The organism is Mesorhizobium sp. M0898, from assembly GCF_040319695.1.
Lineage (GTDB): Bacteria > Pseudomonadota > Alphaproteobacteria > Rhizobiales > Rhizobiaceae > Mesorhizobium.
The window spans coordinates 129,502-151,764 of the sequence record NZ_JAMYOE010000009.1 but is presented as its reverse complement, the minus strand read 5'-3'; the positions used below and the strand labels follow the sequence as shown (position 1 = coordinate 151,764).

The 22,263-nt window shown below is 62.6% G+C and carries 21 protein-coding genes; 9 read left to right on the top strand and 12 right to left on the bottom strand.

Features of this window, described 5'->3' with window-relative positions; genetic code table 11:
• Positions 1-23: 23 nt before the first annotated feature.
• Positions 24-917 carry a LysR family transcriptional regulator gene (locus NKH90_RS13575; protein WP_352472770.1) on the bottom strand — a complete coding sequence of 298 codons (894 nt, stop codon included), beginning with the start codon at positions 915-917 and terminating at the stop codon, positions 24-26.
• Between the two features lie 127 nt (positions 918-1,044).
• Between NKH90_RS13575 and NKH90_RS13570 the strand changes: the two genes are divergently transcribed.
• Entirely contained in the window at positions 1,045-1,929 is an 885-nt protein-coding gene (locus tag NKH90_RS13570) for an NmrA/HSCARG family protein (protein ID WP_352819749.1), read from the top strand.
• Positions 1,930-1,979: 50 nt separating this feature from the next.
• Positions 1,980-2,252, top strand: a complete 273-nt coding sequence (locus NKH90_RS13565) for a DUF2798 domain-containing protein (RefSeq protein WP_023679921.1) — start codon at positions 1,980-1,982, stop codon at positions 2,250-2,252.
• Between the two features lie 90 nt (positions 2,253-2,342).
• On the opposite strand, the gene NKH90_RS13560 is transcribed toward NKH90_RS13565, so the two are convergent.
• The 7 genes from NKH90_RS13560 to NKH90_RS13530 form a co-directional block, all read right to left on the bottom strand.
• The gene (locus tag NKH90_RS13560; protein WP_254817106.1) at positions 2,343-2,990 is read right to left on the bottom strand and encodes a YiaD family glycine zipper/OmpA-like lipoprotein; all 648 of its coding nucleotides are present in this window, start codon (positions 2,988-2,990) and stop codon (positions 2,343-2,345) included.
• Between the two features lie 174 nt (positions 2,991-3,164).
• Positions 3,165-3,533, bottom strand: a complete 369-nt coding sequence (locus tag NKH90_RS13555; protein ID WP_023679923.1) for a GFA family protein — start codon at positions 3,531-3,533, stop codon at positions 3,165-3,167.
• A 192-nt stretch (positions 3,534-3,725) separates the two neighbouring features.
• A complete protein-coding gene (locus NKH90_RS13550) occupies positions 3,726-4,112 on the bottom strand; it encodes a hypothetical protein (RefSeq protein WP_031212810.1) in 387 nt (128 codons plus the stop codon).
• Between the two features lie 473 nt (positions 4,113-4,585).
• Positions 4,586-5,717, bottom strand: a protein-coding gene (gene prfB / locus NKH90_RS13545; protein ID WP_352819747.1) for a peptide chain release factor 2 whose coding sequence is annotated in 2 segments (ribosomal slippage) — positions 4,586-5,650 and positions 5,652-5,717 — 1,131 coding nt in all. Because the reading frame shifts where the segments join, the coding sequence is not laid out codon by codon here.
• A gap of 167 nt (positions 5,718-5,884) precedes the next feature.
• Entirely contained in the window at positions 5,885-8,341 is a 2,457-nt protein-coding gene (locus NKH90_RS13540) for a penicillin-binding protein 1A (RefSeq protein WP_352472768.1), read from the bottom strand.
• A gap of 30 nt (positions 8,342-8,371) precedes the next feature.
• Positions 8,372-8,554 carry a hypothetical protein gene (locus tag NKH90_RS13535; RefSeq protein ID WP_352457449.1) on the bottom strand — a complete coding sequence of 61 codons (183 nt, stop codon included), beginning with the start codon at positions 8,552-8,554 and terminating at the stop codon, positions 8,372-8,374.
• Position 8,555: 1 nt separating this feature from the next.
• Positions 8,556-9,818 (bottom strand): N-acetylmuramoyl-L-alanine amidase, encoded by a 1,263-nt coding sequence (locus tag NKH90_RS13530; protein WP_352819745.1) that lies wholly within the window; start codon positions 9,816-9,818, stop codon positions 8,556-8,558.
• Between the two features lie 666 nt (positions 9,819-10,484).
• Between NKH90_RS13530 and NKH90_RS13525 the strand changes: the two genes are divergently transcribed.
• Complete coding sequence (locus NKH90_RS13525; protein WP_352819743.1) at positions 10,485-13,505, top strand: Rne/Rng family ribonuclease; 3,021 nt, start codon at positions 10,485-10,487, stop codon at positions 13,503-13,505.
• Positions 13,506-13,610: 105 nt separating this feature from the next.
• Here NKH90_RS13525 and NKH90_RS13520 read toward each other — a convergent pair whose 3' ends face one another.
• Together NKH90_RS13520 and NKH90_RS13515 are read right to left on the bottom strand one after the other, a co-directional pair.
• On the bottom strand, positions 13,611-14,558 hold the full coding sequence (locus NKH90_RS13520; RefSeq protein WP_352819741.1) for a glutaminase: 948 nt from the start codon (positions 14,556-14,558) through the stop codon (positions 13,611-13,613).
• 11 nt (positions 14,559-14,569) lie between these two features.
• Entirely contained in the window at positions 14,570-15,718 is a 1,149-nt protein-coding gene (locus tag NKH90_RS13515; protein WP_352501648.1) for a pyridoxal phosphate-dependent aminotransferase, read from the bottom strand.
• A gap of 145 nt (positions 15,719-15,863) precedes the next feature.
• On the opposite strand from NKH90_RS13515, the gene NKH90_RS13510 reads away from it, so the two are divergent.
• The 6 genes from NKH90_RS13510 (at position 15,864) to aat (ending at position 21,210) form a co-directional block, all read left to right on the top strand.
• On the top strand, positions 15,864-17,258 hold the full coding sequence (locus NKH90_RS13510) for a M48 family metalloprotease (protein ID WP_352819739.1): 1,395 nt from the start codon (positions 15,864-15,866) through the stop codon (positions 17,256-17,258).
• Between the two features lie 70 nt (positions 17,259-17,328).
• Positions 17,329-18,132 carry a DsbA family protein gene (locus tag NKH90_RS13505; protein WP_352451092.1) on the top strand — a complete coding sequence of 268 codons (804 nt, stop codon included), beginning with the start codon at positions 17,329-17,331 and terminating at the stop codon, positions 18,130-18,132.
• A 163-nt stretch (positions 18,133-18,295) separates the two neighbouring features.
• A complete protein-coding gene (gene aroQ, locus NKH90_RS13500) occupies positions 18,296-18,730 on the top strand; it encodes a type II 3-dehydroquinate dehydratase (protein ID WP_023717478.1) in 435 nt (144 codons plus the stop codon).
• Positions 18,731-18,756: 26 nt separating this feature from the next.
• Complete coding sequence (gene accB / locus NKH90_RS13495) at positions 18,757-19,215, top strand: acetyl-CoA carboxylase biotin carboxyl carrier protein (RefSeq protein WP_352472761.1); 459 nt, start codon at positions 18,757-18,759, stop codon at positions 19,213-19,215.
• 19 nt (positions 19,216-19,234) lie between these two features.
• Positions 19,235-20,578 (top strand): acetyl-CoA carboxylase biotin carboxylase subunit, encoded by a 1,344-nt coding sequence (accC, locus tag NKH90_RS13490; RefSeq protein WP_023674822.1) that lies wholly within the window; start codon positions 19,235-19,237, stop codon positions 20,576-20,578.
• 14 nt (positions 20,579-20,592) lie between these two features.
• A complete protein-coding gene (gene aat / locus NKH90_RS13485) occupies positions 20,593-21,210 on the top strand; it encodes a leucyl/phenylalanyl-tRNA--protein transferase (protein WP_023674821.1) in 618 nt (205 codons plus the stop codon).
• A gap of 83 nt (positions 21,211-21,293) precedes the next feature.
• Here the strand turns inward: aat and NKH90_RS13480 are convergent, their stop codons facing one another.
• Positions 21,294-21,662, bottom strand: coding sequence for a hypothetical protein (locus NKH90_RS13480; protein WP_352819768.1), 369 nt, complete (start codon positions 21,660-21,662; stop codon positions 21,294-21,296).
• Between the two features lie 88 nt (positions 21,663-21,750).
• Positions 21,751-22,233, bottom strand: coding sequence for a DUF2155 domain-containing protein (locus NKH90_RS13475; RefSeq protein ID WP_023674819.1), 483 nt, complete (start codon positions 22,231-22,233; stop codon positions 21,751-21,753).
• Between the last annotated feature and the right edge of the window lie 30 nt (positions 22,234-22,263).

The following is a 22,263-nucleotide window of genomic DNA, read 5'->3' as shown; positions in this document are numbered from 1 at the left end:
ATGCCGCTAGGCTCGCTATATAGCTAAAGATCCCTGAGCTCCAGGCGGGATGCCAGCAGGTCCAGAAAAGCGCGAACTTTGGCTGAGGACGACCTGCCTTCCGGCCACACGGCGTGTATCGGCACCGGCACCGGCTCGAATTCGGTTAGAACCAGTTCCAGGCGGCCATCGTCCACCAGGTGCTTTACCTGCCAAAGCGGCGAGTAGCCCAGACCCAATCCGTGAACCGCGGCCGCATAGATCGATATCATCAAATTCGACCGGAAGGTACCCGCGACCTTCACCGGCCGGGGCTTGCCTTCAATCTGAAACATCCATTCGCCTGGGCGGCCGTCGACGGTTCGTACGATGCATTGATGCTCACGCAATTCGAGCGGATGGGCCGGTCGGCCGTGTTGCTGGAAGTAGGCAGGTGCGCCGAACACCACGCGCCGCAGCGCGCCCAGGCGCTTCGCACGTAAATTGGAATCCGGCAAATTGCCGATTCGGACAGCCAAATCGAGGCGCTCGGCATCGAGATCGACAAATTCATCGGAAAGCTGGAGGTCAACCTCGACCCGGGGATATGTCCGCATATAATCGGCGATGACCGGCACGAGGAAGTCCGGGCCGAACAGAACCGGGGCACTGACACGCAGGATGCCCCATGGCTCCGACCGTCGATTGGCCGCCTGAAGCCTGGCTTCGTTAATTTCCTCGACGGCGGGTTTGATGCGCTGGAAAAAGGCCGCTCCGGCTTCGCTCGGCGTCGAGCGGCGTGTCGTCCTGTGCAGAAGCTCGACCCCGATTGATTCCTCCAATGTCGCCAGGGACCGGCTGACCGACTGCAGTGAGCGGTTCAGCCGGCGTGCGGCAGCCGTCAGACTGCCATGCTCGACAATGGCAATGAAGGCTTCGAAATCATCTATCCGGCTCATCGCTCATCGCTCCTTTCTACCGAAAATCGGGAGAACCTATCGCAAAATCGATCCATTGTAACGAAGTTCGCTAGATTTTATCTTCCCTGCACAGGCCGAAAGGCAGACTCGAAGGAAGGAGATCGTCATGCGAACACCCAGTCCAACGGTCCTGGTCGTAGGCGCCGCAGGCCGCGTTGCCGGTTTGGTGGTGCCTGAACTCGTCCGCCGCAATGCCAGGGTTCGAGCGCTTGTTCGTGACGCCGCGAGTGCCGAAAAAGCCCGGAAAGCCGGCGCATCCGAAATCGCGATCGGAGATCTGCGCAACCATCGGAGCCTTGAGCAGGCCGTGGAAGGTGTCGTCGGTGTCTTTCACATCGGACCGGCCTTTGCTCCCGACGAAGCCGCCATGGGGGTTGCCATGGTTGAGGCAGCGGCGCGAGCAGGCGTTCGAAAATTCGTCTTTTCGTCGGTGATCCAGCCGACCAATACGAGGCTGGAAAACCATGCAAGCAAGGTACCCGTTGAAGCTGCCCTCTATTCGACGAACATGGAGTACACCATTCTGCACCCGGCCAATTTCATGCAAAATATCTCGGCGGCCTGGCCGTCCGTCGTCGAGCACGGCGTTTTCGCCGAGCCGTTTCCAAGGACGGCGAAGCTCGCCCGCGTCGACTATCGCGATGTGGCTGAAGTGGCGGCAATCGCATTGACCGAAGCGCGTTTGTCCTATGCGACCCTCGAGCTGTGCGCCGACGGTATGCACAGCCGCGAAGAGGTCGTCGCCATGATGAGCGAAGCGCTTGGCCGGCCGGTTTCGGCGGGCGAGCCGACATTTCAGGACTGGGCGGCGAAGGCCCGCCTTCCCTATACCGACCGGCAGTTGCAGATGCTGGCCAAAGTACACAGCCACTACGCCAAATACGGCCTCGGCGGGAACAGCCTGACGTTGCGTGCCGCGCTTTGCCGCGAGCCGCGTTCGCTGCGAAGCTTCATTCGGGAATTGGCGCTGCAGACGGCATATGCCGCCTGATCGTCCTCACAGTAACGCTGACGCACATTTTTTCTGATTGGGAGATTTCGATGCAAGCATCACCGGATCGAGCCTTCAAGTTGAGAAAGCTGCCGCCCTCCTACGGCGCGGTGGTGATGCCGTTGGTTCTTTCGATTCTGATGTCCTCGATTGTCTCGGCGGTTTCGACGGCAATCGGCGCAGGCTGGACGAACGGGTTTATAGCGGCCTGGAGCTATGCATGGGGCGCTTCATGGCTTGTCGCGTTTCCCAGTCTGCTGATTGTGCTTCCGATCGTGCGCCGGATCGTTGCCGCGATTGTCGATCAGCCGGCCCGGTCCTGACATCACGAACGAAGGGCGCCGACGGTCGGTGGCCCGGCATAACCATTGGAGCGGCCCCTTGCGGGGCCGCTCTCGGTTCATGTGCTTGCCTCAGGTGAGCGGCGACAGCTGGATCTCGACGCGGCGGTTCTGAGCCCGGCCGGCAGCCGTCGCATTGGAGGCGATCGGACGCGTCTTGCCGAAGCCGGTGACGGCGAAGCGGCGGGAATCGACGCCCTGCCCGGACAGATAGTTGGCGACCGCCAAAGCACGGCGCTGCGACAGGTCGAAATTGTGCTCGTCGCTGCCGGTCGAGTCGGTGTGGCCGAACACGTCGACGGTGGTCTGGCGGAACTTTTTCAGCACAAGGGCCACCGAATTCAGCACCGGATAGAAACCGGCCTTCACCGCGTCCTGGTCGACGTTGAAGGTGATGTCGGACGGCATATTGAGGATGATCTGATCGCCGGTGCGGGTGACGCTGACGCCTGTGCCCTGAAGCTGTCGGCGCAGTTCGGCCTCGTTCTGGTCCATGGTGGCACCGATGGCACCGCCGGCAAGCGCGCCGATGCCCGCGCCGATCAGCGCGTTGCGGCGGTCGTTACCGCCGGCAAGCATGCCGAGCCCGGCACCCGCCAAAGCACCGAGACCGGCGCCGGCAGCGGTGTTGGAAACCTTCTGTTCCCCGGTGTAGGGATCGGTGGTGCATGCGCTCACGAGCACAGCCGTCGCCACGACGGCGAGCACAATCTTTTTCATATGGTGGTCCCTCTCCATTCCACGGCCGCGCAACGGCGCACCGCATCAGCCCTTCCAGCGACTTGTAACATGAAATGCGGCGAAAAGCGGACCAGCAAAAGCCGCTGCCGCGGCTTTCCCCGGCTCAATTCCACACGCCTGCAGCGGCTCGCGCGACCACCGCAATTCGACCGGCTACCAGAGATTCTTGCCGTCGATGACCACCACTTCGACCTTGTCGAGATCGAAATCGTCGAACAGCCGCGAGTTCACGCTGATCTTCGGATTGTCGAAATTCGGCTCGCCTGTCGACCAGTCCGGCGTCTCGGTGAAGGTGCCACAGCCGCAGGTGGCGCAAAAGCCGTGTTTTATGGTTTTCGATCCCCACTGGTAGAACGAAACATTCTCCGGCGGGCTGGTGAGCCTGAATTGCGATGGGGTGTAATAGGCCCACAACGAACCGCGTTTCGAACAGAAGGAACAGGTGCATCGCGTCACTGTCTGCGGCGCTTGCGAGACCTCGAACGTCGTCGCCTTGCAGTGGCAGCTTGCCTTGATCGTCATGGATTGGTCCCTCACAATGCCGCCCGTAAGCAAAGGCAGCATAAAGAAACGCTCCTGACAACTGCCTGTCAGCGACCTGTGAGCCTGCGATGCACAGGTTAAAAGTGCTGGAGTGCCGACCGAAGGCTCATCGATCCAAAGCCGCCGCACACCCCCGGGTCAGCCCGTCGGCAAGCTTTCGGGCGTCATGCGCTAATAGGACGATGGCGGCACGAACAGGCAGATGGTCTTTCCGTCATTGGCACCGGCAACGGAGCACCAATGATATTCGCCGTCGGGCGAATTCTTGATCCGCTTGTCGCTATAGGCCACGACTTCCCCGGTTCCTTTGATGACATAGCCCTCGGGACGTTCGCTGATCGATGTCTGAGAGACCTCGCGGCAATCATAGCCCGAGCAGCAGGAGAAGGGATAGCTCCAGCCTTGCGGCATGGCCGCGGTCGGCTTGGCATCATGCGCCAGAGCAGGCGCCGCAAATGGAATGGCGGCAGCTATCAAAACCACTGCCGCGACAAGTGAATTCAGGAGTCGGCGCGCCGTGCGGGCGACTGGGGCCGGTCTGGTTGTGAGAGCAGGCATGAGCGCAGTTCCTATCAACGGTTGTCAAGCATTTCGCTTGCCCGTTCCCGGAACGTGTCTTCCCAGTGGCCGGATCGTCAGGTCGCAGATACGCCGCGTCCGGCCATAAATGCTTTTTTCCTCCCCAGCGCATGAATGCTGGGCTGATTCCTTGGTCGGCGCAAGCAATTGCTGTCGCAACCGAACGCCGACCTCTGCAGCCGGAACCAACCTGCCGTCCTGATTGACGAAACCTGGTCAACCCCGGCAGCGGGATCGCCAATAACGGGATTTGGCTCGCGCTGGTTCCAGGCTTGGCACCGGCGGCCCGCGGCATCCGCGTCAAAAGCGGAAATCGATTTTTGAAAAATCCGATGAAAAACAAAGTTGTAGAACGACAGGTAAGTGCAAATTGAGAGCTCGTCACTCTCGCGCGATGGCCGTAACTCTCGCGTGATGAACCCACATTCCTGCCGGATTGGTGCCCGGCGGCCTCAGTCGATATCGGCCACCGTTTCGCCGGCGCCACCTTCGATCCGCTGCGACAGTGAGGCTTCCATGAAATCGTCGAGGTCGCCGTCGAGCACGCTCGACGGGCTGGTGCTCTCGACACCGGTGCGCAGATCTTTCACCAGCTGATAGGGCTGCAGCACGTAGGACCGTATCTGGTGGCCCCAGCCAATATCGCTCTTCGACGCTTCGGTGGCGTTCGCCACCGCTTCGCGCTTCTTCAGCTCTTCCTCGTAAAGCCGCGAGCGCAGCATTTCCCAGGCCTTGGCCTTGTTCTTGTGCTGGGAGCGCTCGGCCTGGCAGGCAACCGCGATGCCGGTGGCGAGATGGGTTATGCGCACCGCCGAATCGGTGGTGTTGACGTGCTGGCCGCCCGATCCCGACGACCGATAGGTGTCGATACGGACGTCGGATTCGGAAACGTCGATGTCGATCGTATCGTCGATGACGGGATAGACCCAGACGCTGGCGAAGGAGGTGTGGCGGCGCGCATTGCTGTCATAGGGCGAAATCCGCACGAGACGATGCACGCCCGATTCCGTCTTCAGCCAGCCATAGGCGTTGTGGCCCTTGATCAGCAGCGTGGCGGACTTGATGCCGGCTTCTTCGCCGTCATGCACTTCAAGCACCTCGACCTTGAAGCGCCGGCGCTCGGCCCAGCGCGTATACATGCGCAGAAGCATCGAGGCCCAGTCCTGGCTTTCGGTGCCGCCGGCGCCGGCATGGACTTCCAGATAGCTATCGTTGGCGTCAGCCTCGCCCGACAGCAGCGTTTCGATCTGGCGCGCCTTGGCCTCGCCGCGCATCGAGCGGATCGCCGCTTCGGCCTCCGCGATGACGCCCTCGTCGCCCTCTTCCTCGCCAAGTTCGATCAGGCCGATATTGTCTTCCAGGGCCTGGGTGAGGCCTTTGACCGCGGCAATGCCTTCCTCGACGCCCTGACGCTCGCGCATCAGCTTTTGTGCTTCCAGCGGCTCGTTCCAGAGGCTCGAATCCTCGGCACGGACGTTCAGGTACTCAAGCCGTTTTATGGCTTGGTCCCAGTCAAAGATGCCTCCTCAGCAGGGTGATTGCCTGCCTGATCTCGTCGACAATGTTTTGCGTTTCCGCGCGCATGGCTGGCTGTTCTGTCCTGTTGCTGGATGGCGGTTTGGTGGCGCGATACATAGGGACGGCACGGTCTCCTGTAAAGCGCCGGCCCCTGTAATGTACCGGCCCCTGTAAAGCGGAATGGACCGGCTCGACCATCGTCGTCAAGCCGGCCCGACCCGATGTAGCGATTGTCAGTAGAGCCCGCCGCCGCCCGACTGGATGGCCTGGTTGGCCTGCGGCGACAGCGCCCCGCCGGTGGCGTTGGAGCCGTCCGCACCCATGCCGATCACCCAATAGCTGTCGGCGGGACCGGTACCCGGCTTGAAGGCTTCGATGATGGTTCCGGCGTCGCCCGCGTTGGCTCGCATGCCGGTCTTGCGATTGATCGCAATCAGCTTCATGCCGTCCGGAACCTTGAAGTCGACATTGGGCGTGCCGTCCAGCGCCACGCGCATGAAATCCTTGAAGATCGGCGCGGCAAGGCCGCCGCCGGTCGCGCCCTTGCCAAGGCCTTTCGGCTGATCATAGCCCATATAGAGGCCGACAACGAGGTTCGGCGTATAGCCGATGAACCAGGCATCCTTTTCGTCGTTGGTCGTTCCGGTCTTGCCAGCGATGTGACGGCCGAGCTCGTTGATGGTGGCGCCGGTGCCGCGTTGCACGACGCCCTCCATCATCGATGTGATCTGGTAGGCGGTCATCGGATCGAGCACCTGCTCGGAATTGTCGACCAGCTCCGGCTCTGGCTGGTTCTGCCACTCGGCGGCGTTGCAGTTCGAGCAGCCGCGTTCGTCCTGCCTGAAGACGGTCTTGCCGTAGCGGTCCTGGATACGGTCGATCAGCGACGGCTTGATCGACTTGCCGCCATTGGCCATGATCGAATAGGCCGACACCATGCGCATCACCGTCGTCTCGCCGGATCCCAGCGCCATCGGCAGATACGGCGCCAGGTGGTCGTAGACACCGAAACGCTCGGCATATTCCACGACCAGCTTCATGCCCATGTCGTTGGCAAGCCGCACCGTCATCAGATTGCGCGATTTCTCGATGCCGGACCGCAACGTCGCCGGGCCGGCCACCGTTCCGTCGTAATTCTTGGGCGTCCAGGTCGTGTTGCCGCTCTGGATGGTGATCGGCCCGTCCATGATCACGGAGGCGGGCGTATAGCCATTGTCGAGGGCGGCCGAATAGACGATCGGCTTGAACGACGACCCCGGCTGGCGCATGGCCTGCGTCGCCCGGTTGAACTCCGACTGCGCGTAGGAGAAACCGCCGACCATGGCCAGGACGCGTCCGGTATGCGGGTCCATGGCGATCAGGCCGCCTTCCACTTCGGGAACCTGGCGCAAGCTGTAGCTGTTGTCCGAGCCGTCGTTCTTCTGCACGAAAATCACGTCGCCCGGCTTCAGCACGTCGGCCGGCGACTTCGCCTTGACGGTCCTGCCGTCGACGACGTGGCGCATGGCGAAGCTCATGTCTTCCTTGCTGACGGTGCCTTCGACGCGGTCCTTGACGATTTCGCCGGAGATCTGGCGCGTCGGCTGCAGGCCGATGGACAGGCCGGTGGCCGAGCTGTCGAGCACGACGGCGAGCGACCATTCCGGCACGTCCTCCAACCGCTTGACGTTGCCCAGCGGCACACCCCAGTCGCCGGAAACGTCGATGCTCGTGACCGGCCCGCGGTAGCCGCGCAGCGTGTCGAACTTCATAAGTCCGTTCTGCATGGCCTTGCGGGCAATCAGCTGCATCTTCGGATCGAGCGTCGTGCGGACGGAAAGGCCGCCTTCGTAGAGCGCATTCTCGCCGTAGCGCGCGATGATCTGGCGACGCACTTCCTCGGTGAAATACTCCCCGGCGAAGAGATAGTTGCCGGTGCGGCGCGGCGTGACGCCGAGCGGCTCGGCCTTGGCCTTCTCGCCTTCTTCATGCGTGACGTAGCCGTTCTCGACCATCTGGTCGATCACCCAGTTGCGGCGCTCCAAGGCGCGATCGGCATGCTTGAAGGGATGGTAGTTGTTCGGCCCCTTCGGCAGGGAGGCGAGATAGGCGGCTTCGGCCACGGTGAGCTCGTTCACCGATTTGTCGAAATAGGTGAGCGCAGCACCGGCGACGCCATAGGCGCCGAAGCCGAAGAAAATCTCGTTGAGATAGAGCTCGAGAATGCGATCCTTCGAGTAGGCCTGCTCGATGCGGAAGGCGAGGATCATCTCCTTGATCTTGCGCTCGTAGGTCTGGTCTGAAGACAACAGGAAGTTCTTCGCCACCTGCTGGGTAATCGTCGAGGCGCCGACCTGGCGCTTTCCCGAACCAACATTCTGCAGGTTGACGACAATGGCCCGGCCAAGGCCGGTCACGTCGATGCCGGGGTGATTGTAAAAATTCTTGTCCTCGGCCGACAGGAAGGCCGCCTTGACACGATCCGGGATCGCCTGAATCGGCAGATAAAGCCGCCGCTCACGCGCATATTCGGCCATCAGCGCGCCATCCGACGCGTGGATGCGGGTCGTCACCGGCGGCTCGTATTTGGCCAGCACCTCGTAATCGGGCAGGTCCTTCGACAAATGGCCGATATAGATCGCGACGCCCGCCGCGACCAAAAGGGCCAGCGTCGTGCCGATGCCGAAGAAATAGCCAATGAGACGAATCATACCCGCTCCAGTCCTTGGTTCGGGAATTTCCTAAACGAAGCCGCCCTTCACGCAAGCTTTCGGGACGATCCCAAACCGTAATCGCAAAATCCATGTCGCGACCATGTGGGCAAAATACGGCAGCGCGGGATTTCGGTTTCGAATGCCGGAAATAAAAGCACAGGGTGTTGTCGCCGTGCAACGCTGCTTCAGGTTGTGGGCGCCGGCGGACATTTCAGCCTCCGGCCCCCGTTCCGCTCTTGGCCGAAGCAAACAGGGCAACGGCGTTGGTTATGCTCTGGGTCGCCTTGCTGCGCCAATCGGCGCTGAGCAACTGCGCTTCGTCCTTGGCGTTCGACAGATAGCCGAGTTCGACCAGCACGGATGGAACGTCCGGCGCCTTCAGCACCTTGAAGCCGGCAGAACGCTGCGGGTTGTTGATCAGACCGACGCTGGTGGAAAGCTGGCCGACGAGAGTATGGGCGAAGCTCATCGAAAAATTATGCGTCTCGCGGCGGATCAGGTCGATCAGGATATCGGTCACTTCCTTGCTGTCGTCCTTGATCTCCATGCCGGCGAACTGGTCGGAAAGATTTTCACGGTCGGCAAGCGCCTGCGCCTCGGGATCGGAAGCCTTGTCGGACACGGTGTAGACGGTTGCGCCGCGAATGCCCTTGAGGCTGATCGTGTCCGCATGGATCGAGATGAGCAGGTCGGCCTCATGCTGGCGGGCAATGCGCACGCGGTCGTCGAGCCGCAGGAACTCGTCCGTTTCGCGCGTCAGGAACACGTCGTATTTGCCGCTGGCGGCGAGCTTGTCGCGCAGTTCCATGGCAAAGGCGAGCGTCACGTTCTTTTCGACCGTACCGTTCAGGCCCTCGGCACCGCCGTCGATGCCGCCATGGCCGGGATCGACGACGACGGTGAAACGATGGCCCGGATTGGAGACCGGCCCGGTACCGACCCTGCCGGCCTTGTCGGCGGAGACCGTCGAACCGGTGGTCAGCGCCTGATTGGCGAGCGCTGCGTCGAATTCCCGCTGCGAGGCCGCCGACATGTCGATGGCGATGCGGTAGCCGTTGCCGTCACCGTTCTTGAGCACGTCGAGATTGTCGACGGCGAACGGTCCCTTGCCGGTGAGAATCAGCCGCGATTTCCCCTCGCCGAGCTCGCCGTAACGCACCGTGCGGACAAGGCCGCGCGGCTTTACATCCCTGGCATTGAGGGCAAATCTGGTGGCCGGCAGATCGATGACCAGGCGATTGGGGCCGCGCAGCAGGAACCATTTGATGTCGGGTTCGCGGTCGAAATTGATGACGATGCGCATCTTGGTGGCATCGCCGGCCATCTTGTAGCTTGTGGCGCCGAGCGGTACGTCGGCAGCACGCGAAAGCGGCGAAAGGACCAGGCAAGCCAGGATCAGCGGCAGCAGGCAGGCGGTGCGGAACAACCAGCCTCCATGATGACGGCCCTTGTCTGCGAAGCCTGCCAGTCCCATCTTTCTACCAATCGCTCCCGTTGGCGTCATGCCCGATCGCTTGTCGAAGTGCCCTATTGCTTGTCAAAGTGCTGGCAGGCCGCGAACTCGATTAACGATTGGTATCCAGAGAAGGTTAACCAAGCCTTTTCATGGAAGGCTTGGAACCTGGGCTTCCGCTGCGGAACGGCTTTTTGCCGGCATCGGGAATCGGGGTTGCCTTCCAACCCGCCAAATCATAAAAGCGATGGTGGATCACTGCAATCCTGGAACCGTCCTCCTCCGCAGCTTCCTGCTACAGGTCAGACGCAAGACGGCTCCTTTCGCTTCAGGCGAAGAAGGCATCGGTGATCGCGACGATTTTCGCAGGCGTGCTCCCGTGGCGGGGGAATCGCCTGCGTGAGCAAAACGGCCGGGATTGTCCCGTGCCGGCTCTGTATGAGCAAACAAGCTGGTCCGGTTTTTCCCGGGCTTTGGTTCAAAAGGTTCTGCTGGTGACGATGGCTTCAAGCGCAATCATGGAAAGGTCCGCAACAAACCGCGCCACTACGGCTGCGGGCGGCACCGCCATGGCGCTCAGGCAGCGGCCGGCGGACGTTCAATTGTCCGGCACCCATGTTCCAGGTCCACGGCAGCGGGCATTGCCTCGCAAGCTGCGGCCGACGGCTGCCGGGAGGAAACGAAATAATGCCCAACAAAATGCTGATAGACGCCTCCCACCCGGAGGAAACACGCGTTGTCGTCGTTCGCGGTAACCGTATTGAAGAATTCGACTTTGAATCCCAGGACAAGAAGCAGCTCAAAGGAAACATCTATCTCGCCCGCGTAACGCGCGTCGAACCTTCCCTTCAGGCAGCCTTTGTCGAATATGGCGGCAACCGTCACGGTTTCCTCGCCTTCAGTGAAATACACCCCGACTACTACCAGATTCCGGTCGCCGACCGTCAGGCGCTGCTGCGTGCGGAAGCACAGGAAGCCCAGGACGAAGAGGACGAGGAAGCCGCCGAAGGCGAGGACCGCCAGAGCCGCGACCGTGGCAAGCGCGGACGCCGGCGCGGCGGCAAGAGCCGCGACCGCGGCGAGCACAGGCGCGAGGCAGGCGCGGCCGACGGCGAGAATGGCGAAGATGCCGTCGCAGAAAAGCTGGATGCCGTTGACGACAACACCATGTCCGACATTGCCGGACAGAGCGAGGGTGCCGCCGGGCAGAGCGATGAAGCCGCCGATCGCGGTGAGACCGAGCCGTCCGAAGGCGGTTCGAGTTCCATCGCTGCCAGCGTCGATGCCGACGTAATCTCGGAAGCCGTCCCGCAAGTCGAGGTAAGCGGGCCCGAGACAAGCGGGGCCGAGACAAGCGGCGAAGCAACCTCCGAAGACAATGATCGCGGCATGCTGGAAGAGGTGCAATCCTCGCATCCGGACGATCACGAGGTCGAATCGGTCGGCGCCGAGGACGCGCTGGAAGAAGTGCGCAACCGCCGCAAGCCGGTCCGTCGCCAGTACAAGATCCAGGAAGTGATCAAGCGCCGGCAGATCCTGCTTGTGCAGGTCGTCAAGGAAGAGCGCGGCAACAAGGGTGCAGCGCTGACCACCTACCTGTCGTTGGCCGGCCGCTATTCGGTGCTGATGCCGAACACGGCCCGCGGCGGCGGTATTTCGCGCAAGATCACCAATGCGCAGGACCGCAAGCGGCTGAAGGAAGTGGTCGCCGATCTCGAAGTGCCGCAAGGCATGGGTGTCATCCTGCGTACGGCAGGCGAAAGCCGCACCAAGGCAGAGATCAAGCGCGACTACGAATATTTGATGCGGCTTTGGGAAAACGTCCGCAATCTGACGCTGCAATCCACGGCCCCTGCCCTGGTTTACGAGGAAGGCAGCCTGATCAAGCGCTCGGTGCGCGACCTTTACAACAAGGATATCGACGAGATCCTGGTTTCCGGCGAAGAAGGCTACCGCGAGGCCAAGGACTTCATGCGCATGCTGATGCCGAGCCACGCCAAGGTGGTTCAGCCGTTCCGCGACACGACGCCGATCTTTGTGCGCAACGGCATCGAAGCGCAGCTCGACCGCATGCTGCAGCCGCAGGTGACGCTGAAGAGCGGCGGCTACATCATCATCAACCAGACGGAAGCGCTGGTCGCCATCGACGTCAATTCGGGCCGTTCCACCAAGGAGCACTCGATCGAGGACACCGCACTTCACACCAATCTGGAAGCCGCCGAGGAAGTCGCCCGGCAATTGAGGCTGCGCGATCTCGCAGGCCTCATCGTCATCGACTTCATCGATATGGAAGAGAACCGCAACAACCGCTCCGTCGAGAAGCGGCTGAAGGATCACCTCAAGAACGATCGTGCCCGCATCCAGGTCGGCCGCATCTCGCATTTCGGCCTGATGGAGATGTCGCGCCAGCGCATCCGCGCCAGCGTGCTGGAATCGACCATGAAGCCTTGCCCGCATTGCGGCGGCACCGGCCATGTGCGCTCCGATTCGTCGGTCGCGCTGATGGTGGTGCGGGCAATCGAGGAATTCCTGCTCAAGGATTCGCGCAGCCACATCACGGTGCGGACGCCGGCGGCGACCGCGCTCTATGTGCTCAATCACAAGCGCGGCACGCTGGTGGAATTCGAGCATCGCTTCGGCGTGACCATCACCATCGAAGCCGATGACGCGGTCGGTGCACAACACTATGCCATCTTCCGCGGCGCGCTGGCCGAAAAGCCGGAAGGCTTTGTCGAGGCGCGCACGTTCCCGGCCTATGTCGAGCCGGAAGAACCCGAGGACGAGATCGTCATCGAAGAGGAAGACGAGGAACCGGTGCAGGCCGAGCAGCCACGCCCTGCCCAGCAGCCGCAGCAGCCAAGGTCCGGCGAGGACGGCGAAGGCCGCGATCGCAAGCGCCGCAAGCGCCGCAGACGGCGCGGCGGCAAGGATCGTGAACATGGGGATCGTGAACATGGGGATCGTGAACACGGGGATCGTGAGCACGGGGAACGCGAACATGGCGATCGCGAGCATGGCGCTGCTGTGGAAGGTGCTTCCGTTTCGGCGCCGATAGACGATGCCTTCGTCGCCGCCGGCGATCAAGGTGCCGAAGCGGAACGTGAAGCGCCGGCCGGTGTTGCCGAAACGGCGGAAGCGGCGGACGACGGTCACGGCAAGAAGCGCCGGCGCGGCAAGCGCGGCGGCAAGCGCAATCGCCGCGAAGAGGGCGAAGGCGAGATCGAAGCCAGCGCCGGCGAGCCGGCCGCCATGACGGAAGGTGCCGTGTCGGAAGCACAGCCCGTGACCGGCGAGCCGGAAGGTGCGCCGCCGGCCGAAGAGCTTGCGGTGCGTGCTCCGGCGAACGACGACATGCCGAGCGCCGAAAAGCCGAAGAAGCCGCGCCGTACCGCCAAGCCGAAGAAAGTTGCGGCGGAAGCAGTTGCCGAGATTGCGGGCGCCGAGACATCGGCTGCCGAGGCCGCCTCCGTGGCTTCCGGCGAGACCGCTGCGCCGGCTTCGCAGGAGACTGAAGTGGCGGCTGCCGAGGAAACGCCGAAGGTCCGGCCGTCGCGGCGCAAGCCGGTACCGGTGGATGCTCCGGTCGTGCCGGTCGTCTCCTCGATCGTCCCGGACGAGGCAAAGACCGACGAGGCAAAGACCGAGGAAGCAAAGGCCGAGGACAAGCCGAAGCGTGCCGGCTGGTGGCAACGGAAGGGCTTTTTCTAAGCCTTTCCGCGCATTAGCCAGACTTTCTGATTAAAAAAAATCCCGCGTCGCCGATCGGCTGCGCGGGATTTTTTTGCCCCAATTCAGGCGACAACACTATGGTGACTATGGCGCGAAGATCGACCAGTTCATCGTCTTCGCCAGTTTTTCCAGCGCGATCGAACCCAGCCTGGAATTGCCGTTGGCGTTGAGGCCTGGCGACCATACGGCAAGCGAGGCGACCCCCGGCACGATCCCCAATATGCCGCCGCCAACGCCGCTCTTGCCGGGAATGCCGACGCGGAAAGCGAAGTCGCCGGAGCCGTCATAGTGGCCGCAGGTCAGCATCATCGCGCCGATGCGGCGGGCGCGCTCTGCCGAGACGACGGAATGCCCGGTCGCCGGGTTCTTGCCGCCATTGGCGAGGAAGCGGCCGGCCAGGGCCAGTTGCCGGCAGCTCATGGCGATAGCGCAATGGTGGAAATAGACGCCCAGCGCCAGTTCCGGCGCATGGTGAAGATTGCCGAACGATTTCATGTAATTGGCAAGCGCGAAATTGCGAAAGCCGGTGGCGCGTTCGGACGCCGCGACCTCGCGGTCGATGATGATGGTGTCGTCATCGGCCAGGAACTGGATGAAGCGCAGGATCTCGCCGATCGCCTCGCGCGGCTGATGGCCGGCAAGCAGGATGTCGGAGACGACGATGGCGCCGGCATTGATGAATGGATTGCGCGGAATGCCGTTCTCGTGCTCGAGCTGGACGATCGAGTTGAACGGATTGCCCGAAGGTTCGCGCCCAACCCGCTGCCACAGCGCGTCGCCGACATTGCCGAGCGCCAGCGTCAGCGTGAACACCTTTGAGATGCTCTGGATCGAAAACGCCTCGTCGGCATCGCCCGCGGTCAGCACGCGGCCGTCATTGGTCACCGCGGCAATGCCGAATTTTTTCGAATCGATCTTGCCGAGCTGGGGAATATAGCTGGCGACGTCGCCGCGATCGGTACGCTCCGCCATTTCGGCGGCGACCTCGCGCAACGCCTGTTCAAGTTGAGGCGCCTGTTCGAGCTCCGGCATCGTCGCCCCCGCTACTTCAGCCAGCGTTCGATACGCGCCATCGCCTCGACCATGTCGTCGTGGCTGCCGGCATAGGAAAAGCGCATCGTGCGATGGCCTTGCAGCGGGTCGAAATCGCGGCCCGGCGTCGCCGCCACATGCGCCTCGGCAAGCATCCGGCGCGCAAACGCCATGCTGTCATTGGTGTGCCTGGTGACGTCGCAGAAGGCGTAGAACGCGCCGTCCATGGGCGCGGCCAAAGCAAAGCCGAGCTCCGGCAGGCGTTGCATCAGGAGCTCGCGGTTCCAGGCATAGCGCGCCTTCACCGCTTCCAGCTCTGGCGTCGCCTTGAACGCCTCGATCGCGGCAATCTGGGACAGTTCGGGCGGCGAGATGTAGAGGCTCTGGGCGATGCGCTCGACCGGCCGCACCAGTTCCTGCGGCAGCACCATCCAGCCGATGCGCCAGCCGGTCATGCAATAATATTTCGAGAAGGAATTGATCACCGTCACATCCGCGCCGAAAGCAAGCGCCGTCGTGTCGGGCGCCGCATAGGCCAGCCGGTGATAGATTTCGTCCGAGATGACGGCGATGCCGAGCTCTTGCGCCGTTTTGACCAGCGCCTCGAGATCGCCGGCGGGAATGACCGCGCCGGTCGGGTTGGCCGGGCTGGCGAACAGCACGCCCTTCAGCGGTTTTTCGCGGTGCGCGGCTTGCAGGTGCTCGGCATGCAGATAGGCGGCGCCGTCCAACTCGATCTCGGCGATGTCGATGCCGAGCGCGGCCATGATGTTGCGATAGGCAGGATAGCCGGGCGCAGCGATGGCGACGCGGTCGCCTGGATCGAACATTGCCAGGAAAGCGAGGTTGAAGGCAGCCGACGATCCGGTGGTGACGGCTATCCGCTCGGGCGAAACGTCAAGCCCGTAATGCTCGCCATAATGCGCCGCGATCGCCTTGCGCAGGCCGGCGAGGCCCAGCGCGTCGGTATAGCCGATGCGGCCTGTCTTCAAGGCATTGGCCGCCGCTTCGCGAACCCCGGCCGGCGCCGGATCGGAAGGCTGGCCGACGGCCATAGAAACGACCGGCAGGCCCTTGGCTTTCAGCCGATTCGCCTCGGCCAGGATGTCCATGGCATGGAACGGTTCGACCGCGCCGCGGCGCGAAAGCGAAACAACCATTTTTCAATCCACCACACTTGTCCACACGTGCCGGCCATGCTGGCCGCGCCGCACAAATGCCCGATTGGTGTGGGGATCACAAGTTCGGTAAGTTTAGGCTGCCGACTTTTCATCCTTCGCCCACTCGTCTACCAGTGGACCTGCCATGTTGAGCCGACCCAAATCGACGATCGCCAGGACAGCGCGCGCCCTCGCGATGCTTTCGCTTGCCGTGGTGGTCGCCATAGCCGGCTCGGTCAATGCCTTTGCGCAGAATGTGCCGGTTGTGCGCGATGCCGAGATCGAGGCGCTGGTGCGCGATTACGCGCGGCCGATCTTCAAGGCGGCGGGCTTGTCGGGCGACGCCATCAACATCGTGCTGGTCAACGACCAGAGCTTCAACGCCTTTGTTGCCGGCCGCCGGCTGTTCATCAACACCGGCGCGCTGATGACGGCCGAAACGCCCAACGAGATCATTGGCGTCATTGCCCACGAGGCCGGCCATATCGCCGGCGGACACCAGCAGAAATTGCGAGAACAGCTCGAGCGCGCCAAGACGATGGCGATCCTGGCGACGCTGCTTGGCGCCGGCGCCATGGTGGCCGGCGCCACCAGCAACAGCCGCGGTCTCGCCGGCGCCGGCATGGGCGTGGTGGCCGGCGGCGGCGAGATGGCGCAACGCAGTATCCTCGCTTATCAGCGCACCGAAGAGATGACCGCCGACCGTTCGGCGATCACCTATCTCAATGCAACCGGCCAGTCCGGCATGGGCATGCTGAAGACGTTTGGCCGCTTCCAGAACGCATTGTCGCTCTCGGGCGCGCAAGTCGATCCCTACAGGATCAGCCATCCGATGCCGCAGGAGCGTATCGCCAATCTCGAAGTGCTGGTGAAGCAGAGCCCTTACGTCGACAAGGTCGACCCGCCGGCACTGCAGCAGCGCCACGACATGATGCGCATCAAGATCGCCGCCTACATGCAGGGCCAGGCGGCGGCGTCGCGATTGATGCGCAAGAACCCCGGCAGCCTCGCCTCACGCTATGGCGACGCGCAGATGACCTATCTTTTCGGCAATCTGGCGTTGGCGCTCACCAAGACCAACGCGTTGATCAAGGAACAGCCGAACAATGCCTATTTCCAGGAATTACGCGGCGACATCCTGATGAAGGCGAACCGGCCGAAGGATGCGGCGGACGCCTATGCCAAGTCGGTCAGCCTCGATCCGGCGCGATCAGGGCTGCTGCCGGTCTCTTACGGCCAGGCGCTGATGGCGATCGGCACGCAGGATTCGCTGAAGAAGGCGGTGGCGCAGATCAACACCGGCCTCGGACGGGATCGCGAAAACGCCGCCGGATACCGCTATCTGGCACAGGCTTACGGGGAACTCGGCAACATCCCGGCCGCCGAGCTTGCAACCGCCGAAGGGCATTTCTATTCCGGCGACTACAAGAATGCGAAAATCTTCGCCATGCGGGCGCAGCAGAGCATGAAGCGGGGTGAGCCGGGCTGGCTTCGCGCGCAGGACATTATAAACTACGCACCATCAGGTAAGAAGAAGTGAACCTTTCGGACGCAGGCTGCGACACAGCCAAACCGGGCGGACCCGAACACAGGCAAGAGGATCGAGGATCATGACAAAGGCAATTCTGCTGGGCACTACCGGAGTGGCAGCGGCTCTCGCCATGCTGGCGTTCGGCTTCGTCGCCGGCAATCCGCAGACGGCGAAGGCCGGCACGGCACAGCTTGCCCAGACGACGTCCTCAGGTACCAAGCTCGACCGTGCCGAAGTCGAAGGCATCGTCCGCGACTATCTGCTGAAGAACCCGGAAGTGCTTCTGGAAGCCCAGCAGGCACTCGAGGCCAAGCAGAAGGAAGAACAGCGCGTCGCCAGTCTCGGCGTCATCAAAGACGCCAAGGACCAGATCTTCAATTCCTCATTCGACGGTGTTGTCGGCAATCCGAACGGCAAGGTCACCATCGTCGAATTCTATGATTATAATTGCGGCTACTGCAAACGCGCCATCGACGACATGCGCGCGCTGACCAAGGCCGATCCGGACCTGCGCTTCGTACTCAAGGAGTTCCCGATCCTCGGCCCGGATTCGCAGAAGGCGAGCGTCGTCTCGATGGCCTTCCATTTGATGAAGCCGGAGAAATACGGCGAATTCCATAATGCGCTACTCGGCGGCCAGGGGCGCGCCACCGAGGCGGCGGCAATCAAGGTGGCGCTGTCGCTCGGCGCCGACGAGGCGGCGCTGCGCGAAAAGATGAAGGACCCGAGCATCACCGAGGCCTTCTCCAAGACCTATGATCTCGCCACCAAGCTCGCCATCACCGGAACGCCGTCCTATGTCGTCGGCAACGAGGTGGTATTCGGCGCGCTTGGCCAGGAAGTGCTGGCCGAAAAGATCGAGGCGGCGAAGGCCGCGCTCTGATCAGCATTCGGGTTTCGATTAGGCTGCGGGTTTCCGGCACGGGCCGTTTTCCGGCTGTTGTGGACGGCGAAAGAACGCACTTGCGCTCTTTTCGCCAGCGTCTATGCCCATTATAGAGGGTCCGGCGCGCCAGCTTAGCCGCGCCGGGAAAGGTCGGCATTTTTTGAAAACGGTTTTCGTCCTGAACGGCCCCAATCTCAACGCGCTCGGCAAGCGCGAGCCGGGCATCTATGGCGGCAAGACGCTTGCCGCGATCGCCGACGACTGCAAGCAGGCAGGTGCCGCACTTGGGCTGGAGATCGATTTCCGCCAGTCGAACCATGAGGGCGACCTCGTCGACTGGATCCACGAGGCCGCCGACAAGGCCGCCGCGATCGTCATCAATCCGGGCGCCTACGGCCATACCTCGATCGCCATTCACGATGCCATCCGCGCCGTCGCGCCGCTGCCGGTGGCTGAGGTGCATCTCTCCAACATCCACGCGCGGGAACCATTCCGCCACGTCTCCATGGTCGCGCCGGTCGCCGTCGGCATGATCTGCGGGTTCGGGCCGCTCGGCTACACGCTGGCGCTGCAGGCGCTGGCTGCACGCCTATGACCGGCCAACAAACAGAAGGCTCGAAAATGTCGATAAAGAAGAACGGTGTTGACCAGCAGCTGATCCGCGATCTGGCGGGCATACTGAACGACACCAACCTGACCGAGATCGAGGTCGAGCTGGGCGATCTGAAGGTGCGCGTCTCGCGGCAGGCGCCGGCCGTCCATGCGGTCGCCGCAGCTCAGCCGGCCTATGCCCCGGCAGCCGCGCAGCCCGCGGCAGCGGCCGCCCCGGCGACGCCCGAAGTGTCGAAGAACGCCGTCGCCTCGCCAATGGTCGGCACCGCCTATCTGGCACCGTCGCCGGACGCCAGGCCGTTCATCGAAATCGGCCAGAAGGTCAAGGAAGGCCAGACGCTGCTGATCATCGAAGCAATGAAGACGATGAACCAGATCCCCTCGCCGCGCGCCGGCACGGTGACGGCGATCCTGTTCGAAGATGCGCAGCCGGTCGAATATGGCATGCCGCTCGTCGTGATCGAGTAGAGCCGGGAACAGGCGAAAGATGTTCCAGAAAATCCTCATCGCCAATCGCGGCGAAATCGCCCTCAGGGTGCTGCGCGCCTGCAAGGAGCTCGGCATCCAGACGGTGGTGGTGCATTCGACCGCCGACGCCGACGCCATGCATGTGCGTCTCGCCGACGAGAGCGTCTGCATCGGCCCGCCGCCGTCGCGCGACAGCTATCTCAACATCCACCAGATCGTCGCCGCCTGCGAGATCACCGGCGCCGACGCGGTGCATCCCGGCTACGGTTTTCTGTCGGAGAACGCCAAGTTCGCCGACATCCTCGCCGCGCACAACATCACCTTCATCGGCCCGACCGGCGACCATATCCGCATCATGGGCGACAAGATCGAGGCCAAGCGTACCGCAAAACGCCTCGGCATTCCCGTGGTGCCCGGCTCCGACGGCGCGGTCACCGAGGACAAGGAAGCCAAGCGCATTGCCGCCGCGATCGGCTACCCCGTGATCATCAAGGCATCGGCCGGCGGCGGCGGGCGCGGCATGAAAGTGGCGCGTAGCGAGGCCGATCTCGAGGTGGCGCTGCAGACGGCACGCTCGGAGGCGGGTGCGGCCTTCGGCGACGACGCAGTCTATATCGAGAAATATCTGCAGAAGCCGCGCCATATCGAAGTGCAGGTGTTCGGCGACGGCGCCGGGCGCGGCGTGCATTTCGGCGAGCGCGACTGCTCGCTGCAGCGCCGCCACCAGAAGGTCTGGGAAGAAGCGCCCTCGCCGGCGCTCAATGCCGAGGAGCGCGCGCATATTGGCGGCGTCTGCGCCAGGGCGATCGCCGATCTCGGCTATTCCGGCGCCGGCACCATCGAATTCCTCTATGAGGACGGCGAGTTCTATTTCATCGAGATGAACACGCGCCTGCAGGTCGAACATCCGGTGACCGAGGCGATCACCGGCATCGACCTCGTGCACGAGCAGATCCGCGTCGCCTCGGGCGGCGGGCTTTCGGTGCGCCAGGAGGATATCCGCTTCCACGGCCATGCCATAGAATGCCGCATCAATGCCGAGGATCCGCGCACCTTCACGCCCTCGCCGGGCACCATCACCCATTTCCACACGCCGGGCGGCCTCGGTATCCGCGTCGATTCCGGCGTCTATTCGGGCTACAAGATCCCGCCCTACTACGACAGCCTGATCGGCAAGCTGATCGTGCACGGCCGCAACCGCGTCGAATGCATGATGCGGCTGCGGCGCGCGCTCGACGAATTCGTCGTCGACGGCATCAAGACGACGCTGCCACTGTTTCGCGACCTCGTTGGCAACGCCGACATCGCCAATGGCGACTACGACATCCACTGGCTGGAAAAATACTTGGCCGAAGGCGAGTGATACAGGGCGAAGCGATGACCCGTCCCTACGCACCCGGTTATCGCATCCCGACCGACCTTTTGCTCAAAGCCTATGCCTCCGGCGTCTTCCCGATGGCCGAAAGCGCCAATGACCCCGAAGTATTCTGGGTGCGGCCGGAGACGCGCGGCATCATTCCGCTCGACGGGTTCCACATACCGAAAAGCCTGAGAAAGACGATCCGCAAGAACCTGTTCGAGTTCCGCATCGATTTCGACTTTGAGGCGACGATCGAGGCCTGCGCTGAAAGGCGCGAGGAACGTCGGTCGACCTGGATCAACGCGCCGATCCGCGAAGCCTATATCGAGCTGCATCGGATGGGCCATTGCCATTCGGTCGAGGCCTGGCACAACGACCGATTGGTCGGGGGGCTCTACGGCGTATCGCTCGGCCGCGTGTTCTTCGGCGAGAGCATGTTCGCCAGGGAGACCGACGCGTCAAAGGCCTGCCTGGTTCACCTCGTCGAACGCCTGAAGGCGCGTGGCTTTGCACTGCTCGATACGCAGTTCACCACCGAGCATCTCAAACGCTTCGGTGCAATCGACGTGCCGCGTGGCAAGTACGAGAAGATGCTGGCCGAGGCGCTGAAGGGCGAGGCCGTGTTTTTTCCATAACCTGGAATGGCTCATCGTTTCACAGGAACGCAATTCCGGACGGAAAGCCGTTCACACTTTCCTGGAATTGCTCTTGCGGCCGGTCAGCCTTTTGCTGCCGTCACCAGCGGCGTCTGTGCGTGGAACATCATCTTCCAGCCATTGACGCGGTGGACATAGCCGGTGCTGACCAGCGCCGCATAGGCTTCGCCATCTTGCCGCGTCGCACGCGCCTCGTAGGTCAGCATGACGATGTCGCTGCCCGGCTCGATGATGCCCTTGAGGTCGATGTCGAGATCGCGCCAGCGGTTCGGGTCCGCGGCAGTTGCGGCCAGATCGGTATTGCTCATCACCCGCGCCATCTGCGGGAAGGCCACCAGGCAGTCGGTATCGGCATTGGCCTTGAAATAGTCGGCACCGCCGCTCCAGAATCCCCTTTCGATGTCGAGAAGTTCGTTCTTGTTGGCCATCATCATGGCAACCTCCTCCGTAGAGAGGCACCAACGCTCGGGCAACGCGGCGGTTCCGCAGGGCGCGGTATCCGCCGCGCACTGACAGATTCTAGTTGGTTTTGGGGGCGGCGGGTGCCGGCACGTCGGACTTCTGCTTGCAGCCCTTCAGCCAGATATCATAGACGGCATGCTCGACGGCGTTGATCCCGGGGCTTTCGGCAAACATCCAGCCGGTGAAGATACGGCGTATTTTCCGATCGAGCGTGATCTCGTCGACCTCGACGAACGAATCCGTCTTCGGCTCTTCGTTTTCGGGCCGCGAATAGCAGATGCGCGGCGTCACCTGCAAAGCGCCGAACTGAACCGTCTCGTCGATATAAACATCGAAGGTGATGATACGGCCGGTGATCTTGTCGATGCCGGCGAATTCAGCGACTGGATTGGTGATGCGCTCGGATACTGCCGGTGCTGCAGGCGCCACCGACGCGTCCGGCGCAGGCGGCGCCAATTCCTGCGCAGTAGCGAGCGCCACCATAGAAGCGAGAACGACCGCGGTTAATCCGCCCGTCAAAATTCGGCTGAACATGCTCATGCAAGGTCCGGTGGTTTGCGCCCGGGTGAT

Bases quoted from the DNA above. Each gene is read 5' to 3' on its own strand.
- NKH90_RS13575 (WP_352472770.1), bottom strand. From the start codon at position 917: ATGAGCCGGATAGATGATTTCGAAGCCTTCATTGCCATTGTCGAGCAT.
- NKH90_RS13570 (WP_352819749.1), top strand. From the start codon at position 1,045: ATGCGAACACCCAGTCCAACGGTCCTGGTCGTAGGCGCCGCAGGCCGC.
- NKH90_RS13565 (WP_023679921.1), top strand. From the start codon at position 1,980: ATGCAAGCATCACCGGATCGAGCCTTCAAGTTGAGAAAGCTGCCGCCC.
- NKH90_RS13560 (WP_254817106.1), bottom strand. From the start codon at position 2,990: ATGAAAAAGATTGTGCTCGCCGTCGTGGCGACGGCTGTGCTCGTGAGC.
- NKH90_RS13555 (WP_023679923.1), bottom strand. From the start codon at position 3,533: ATGACGATCAAGGCAAGCTGCCACTGCAAGGCGACGACGTTCGAGGTC.
- NKH90_RS13550 (WP_031212810.1), bottom strand. From the start codon at position 4,112: ATGCCTGCTCTCACAACCAGACCGGCCCCAGTCGCCCGCACGGCGCGC.
- NKH90_RS13540 (WP_352472768.1), bottom strand. From the start codon at position 8,341: ATGATTCGTCTCATTGGCTATTTCTTCGGCATCGGCACGACGCTGGCC.
- NKH90_RS13535 (WP_352457449.1), bottom strand. From the start codon at position 8,554: ATGTCCGCCGGCGCCCACAACCTGAAGCAGCGTTGCACGGCGACAACA.
- NKH90_RS13530 (WP_352819745.1), bottom strand. From the start codon at position 9,818: ATGGGACTGGCAGGCTTCGCAGACAAGGGCCGTCATCATGGAGGCTGG.
- NKH90_RS13525 (WP_352819743.1), top strand. From the start codon at position 10,485: ATGCCCAACAAAATGCTGATAGACGCCTCCCACCCGGAGGAAACACGC.
- NKH90_RS13520 (WP_352819741.1), bottom strand. From the start codon at position 14,558: ATGCCGGAGCTCGAACAGGCGCCTCAACTTGAACAGGCGTTGCGCGAG.
- NKH90_RS13515 (WP_352501648.1), bottom strand. From the start codon at position 15,718: ATGGTTGTTTCGCTTTCGCGCCGCGGCGCGGTCGAACCGTTCCATGCC.
- NKH90_RS13510 (WP_352819739.1), top strand. From the start codon at position 15,864: ATGTTGAGCCGACCCAAATCGACGATCGCCAGGACAGCGCGCGCCCTC.
- NKH90_RS13505 (WP_352451092.1), top strand. From the start codon at position 17,329: ATGACAAAGGCAATTCTGCTGGGCACTACCGGAGTGGCAGCGGCTCTC.
- accB (WP_352472761.1), top strand. From the start codon at position 18,757: ATGTCGATAAAGAAGAACGGTGTTGACCAGCAGCTGATCCGCGATCTG.
- accC (WP_023674822.1), top strand. From the start codon at position 19,235: ATGTTCCAGAAAATCCTCATCGCCAATCGCGGCGAAATCGCCCTCAGG.
- aat (WP_023674821.1), top strand. From the start codon at position 20,593: ATGACCCGTCCCTACGCACCCGGTTATCGCATCCCGACCGACCTTTTG.
- NKH90_RS13480 (WP_352819768.1), bottom strand. From the start codon at position 21,662: ATGATGGCCAACAAGAACGAACTTCTCGACATCGAAAGGGGATTCTGG.
- NKH90_RS13475 (WP_023674819.1), bottom strand. From the start codon at position 22,233: ATGAGCATGTTCAGCCGAATTTTGACGGGCGGATTAACCGCGGTCGTT.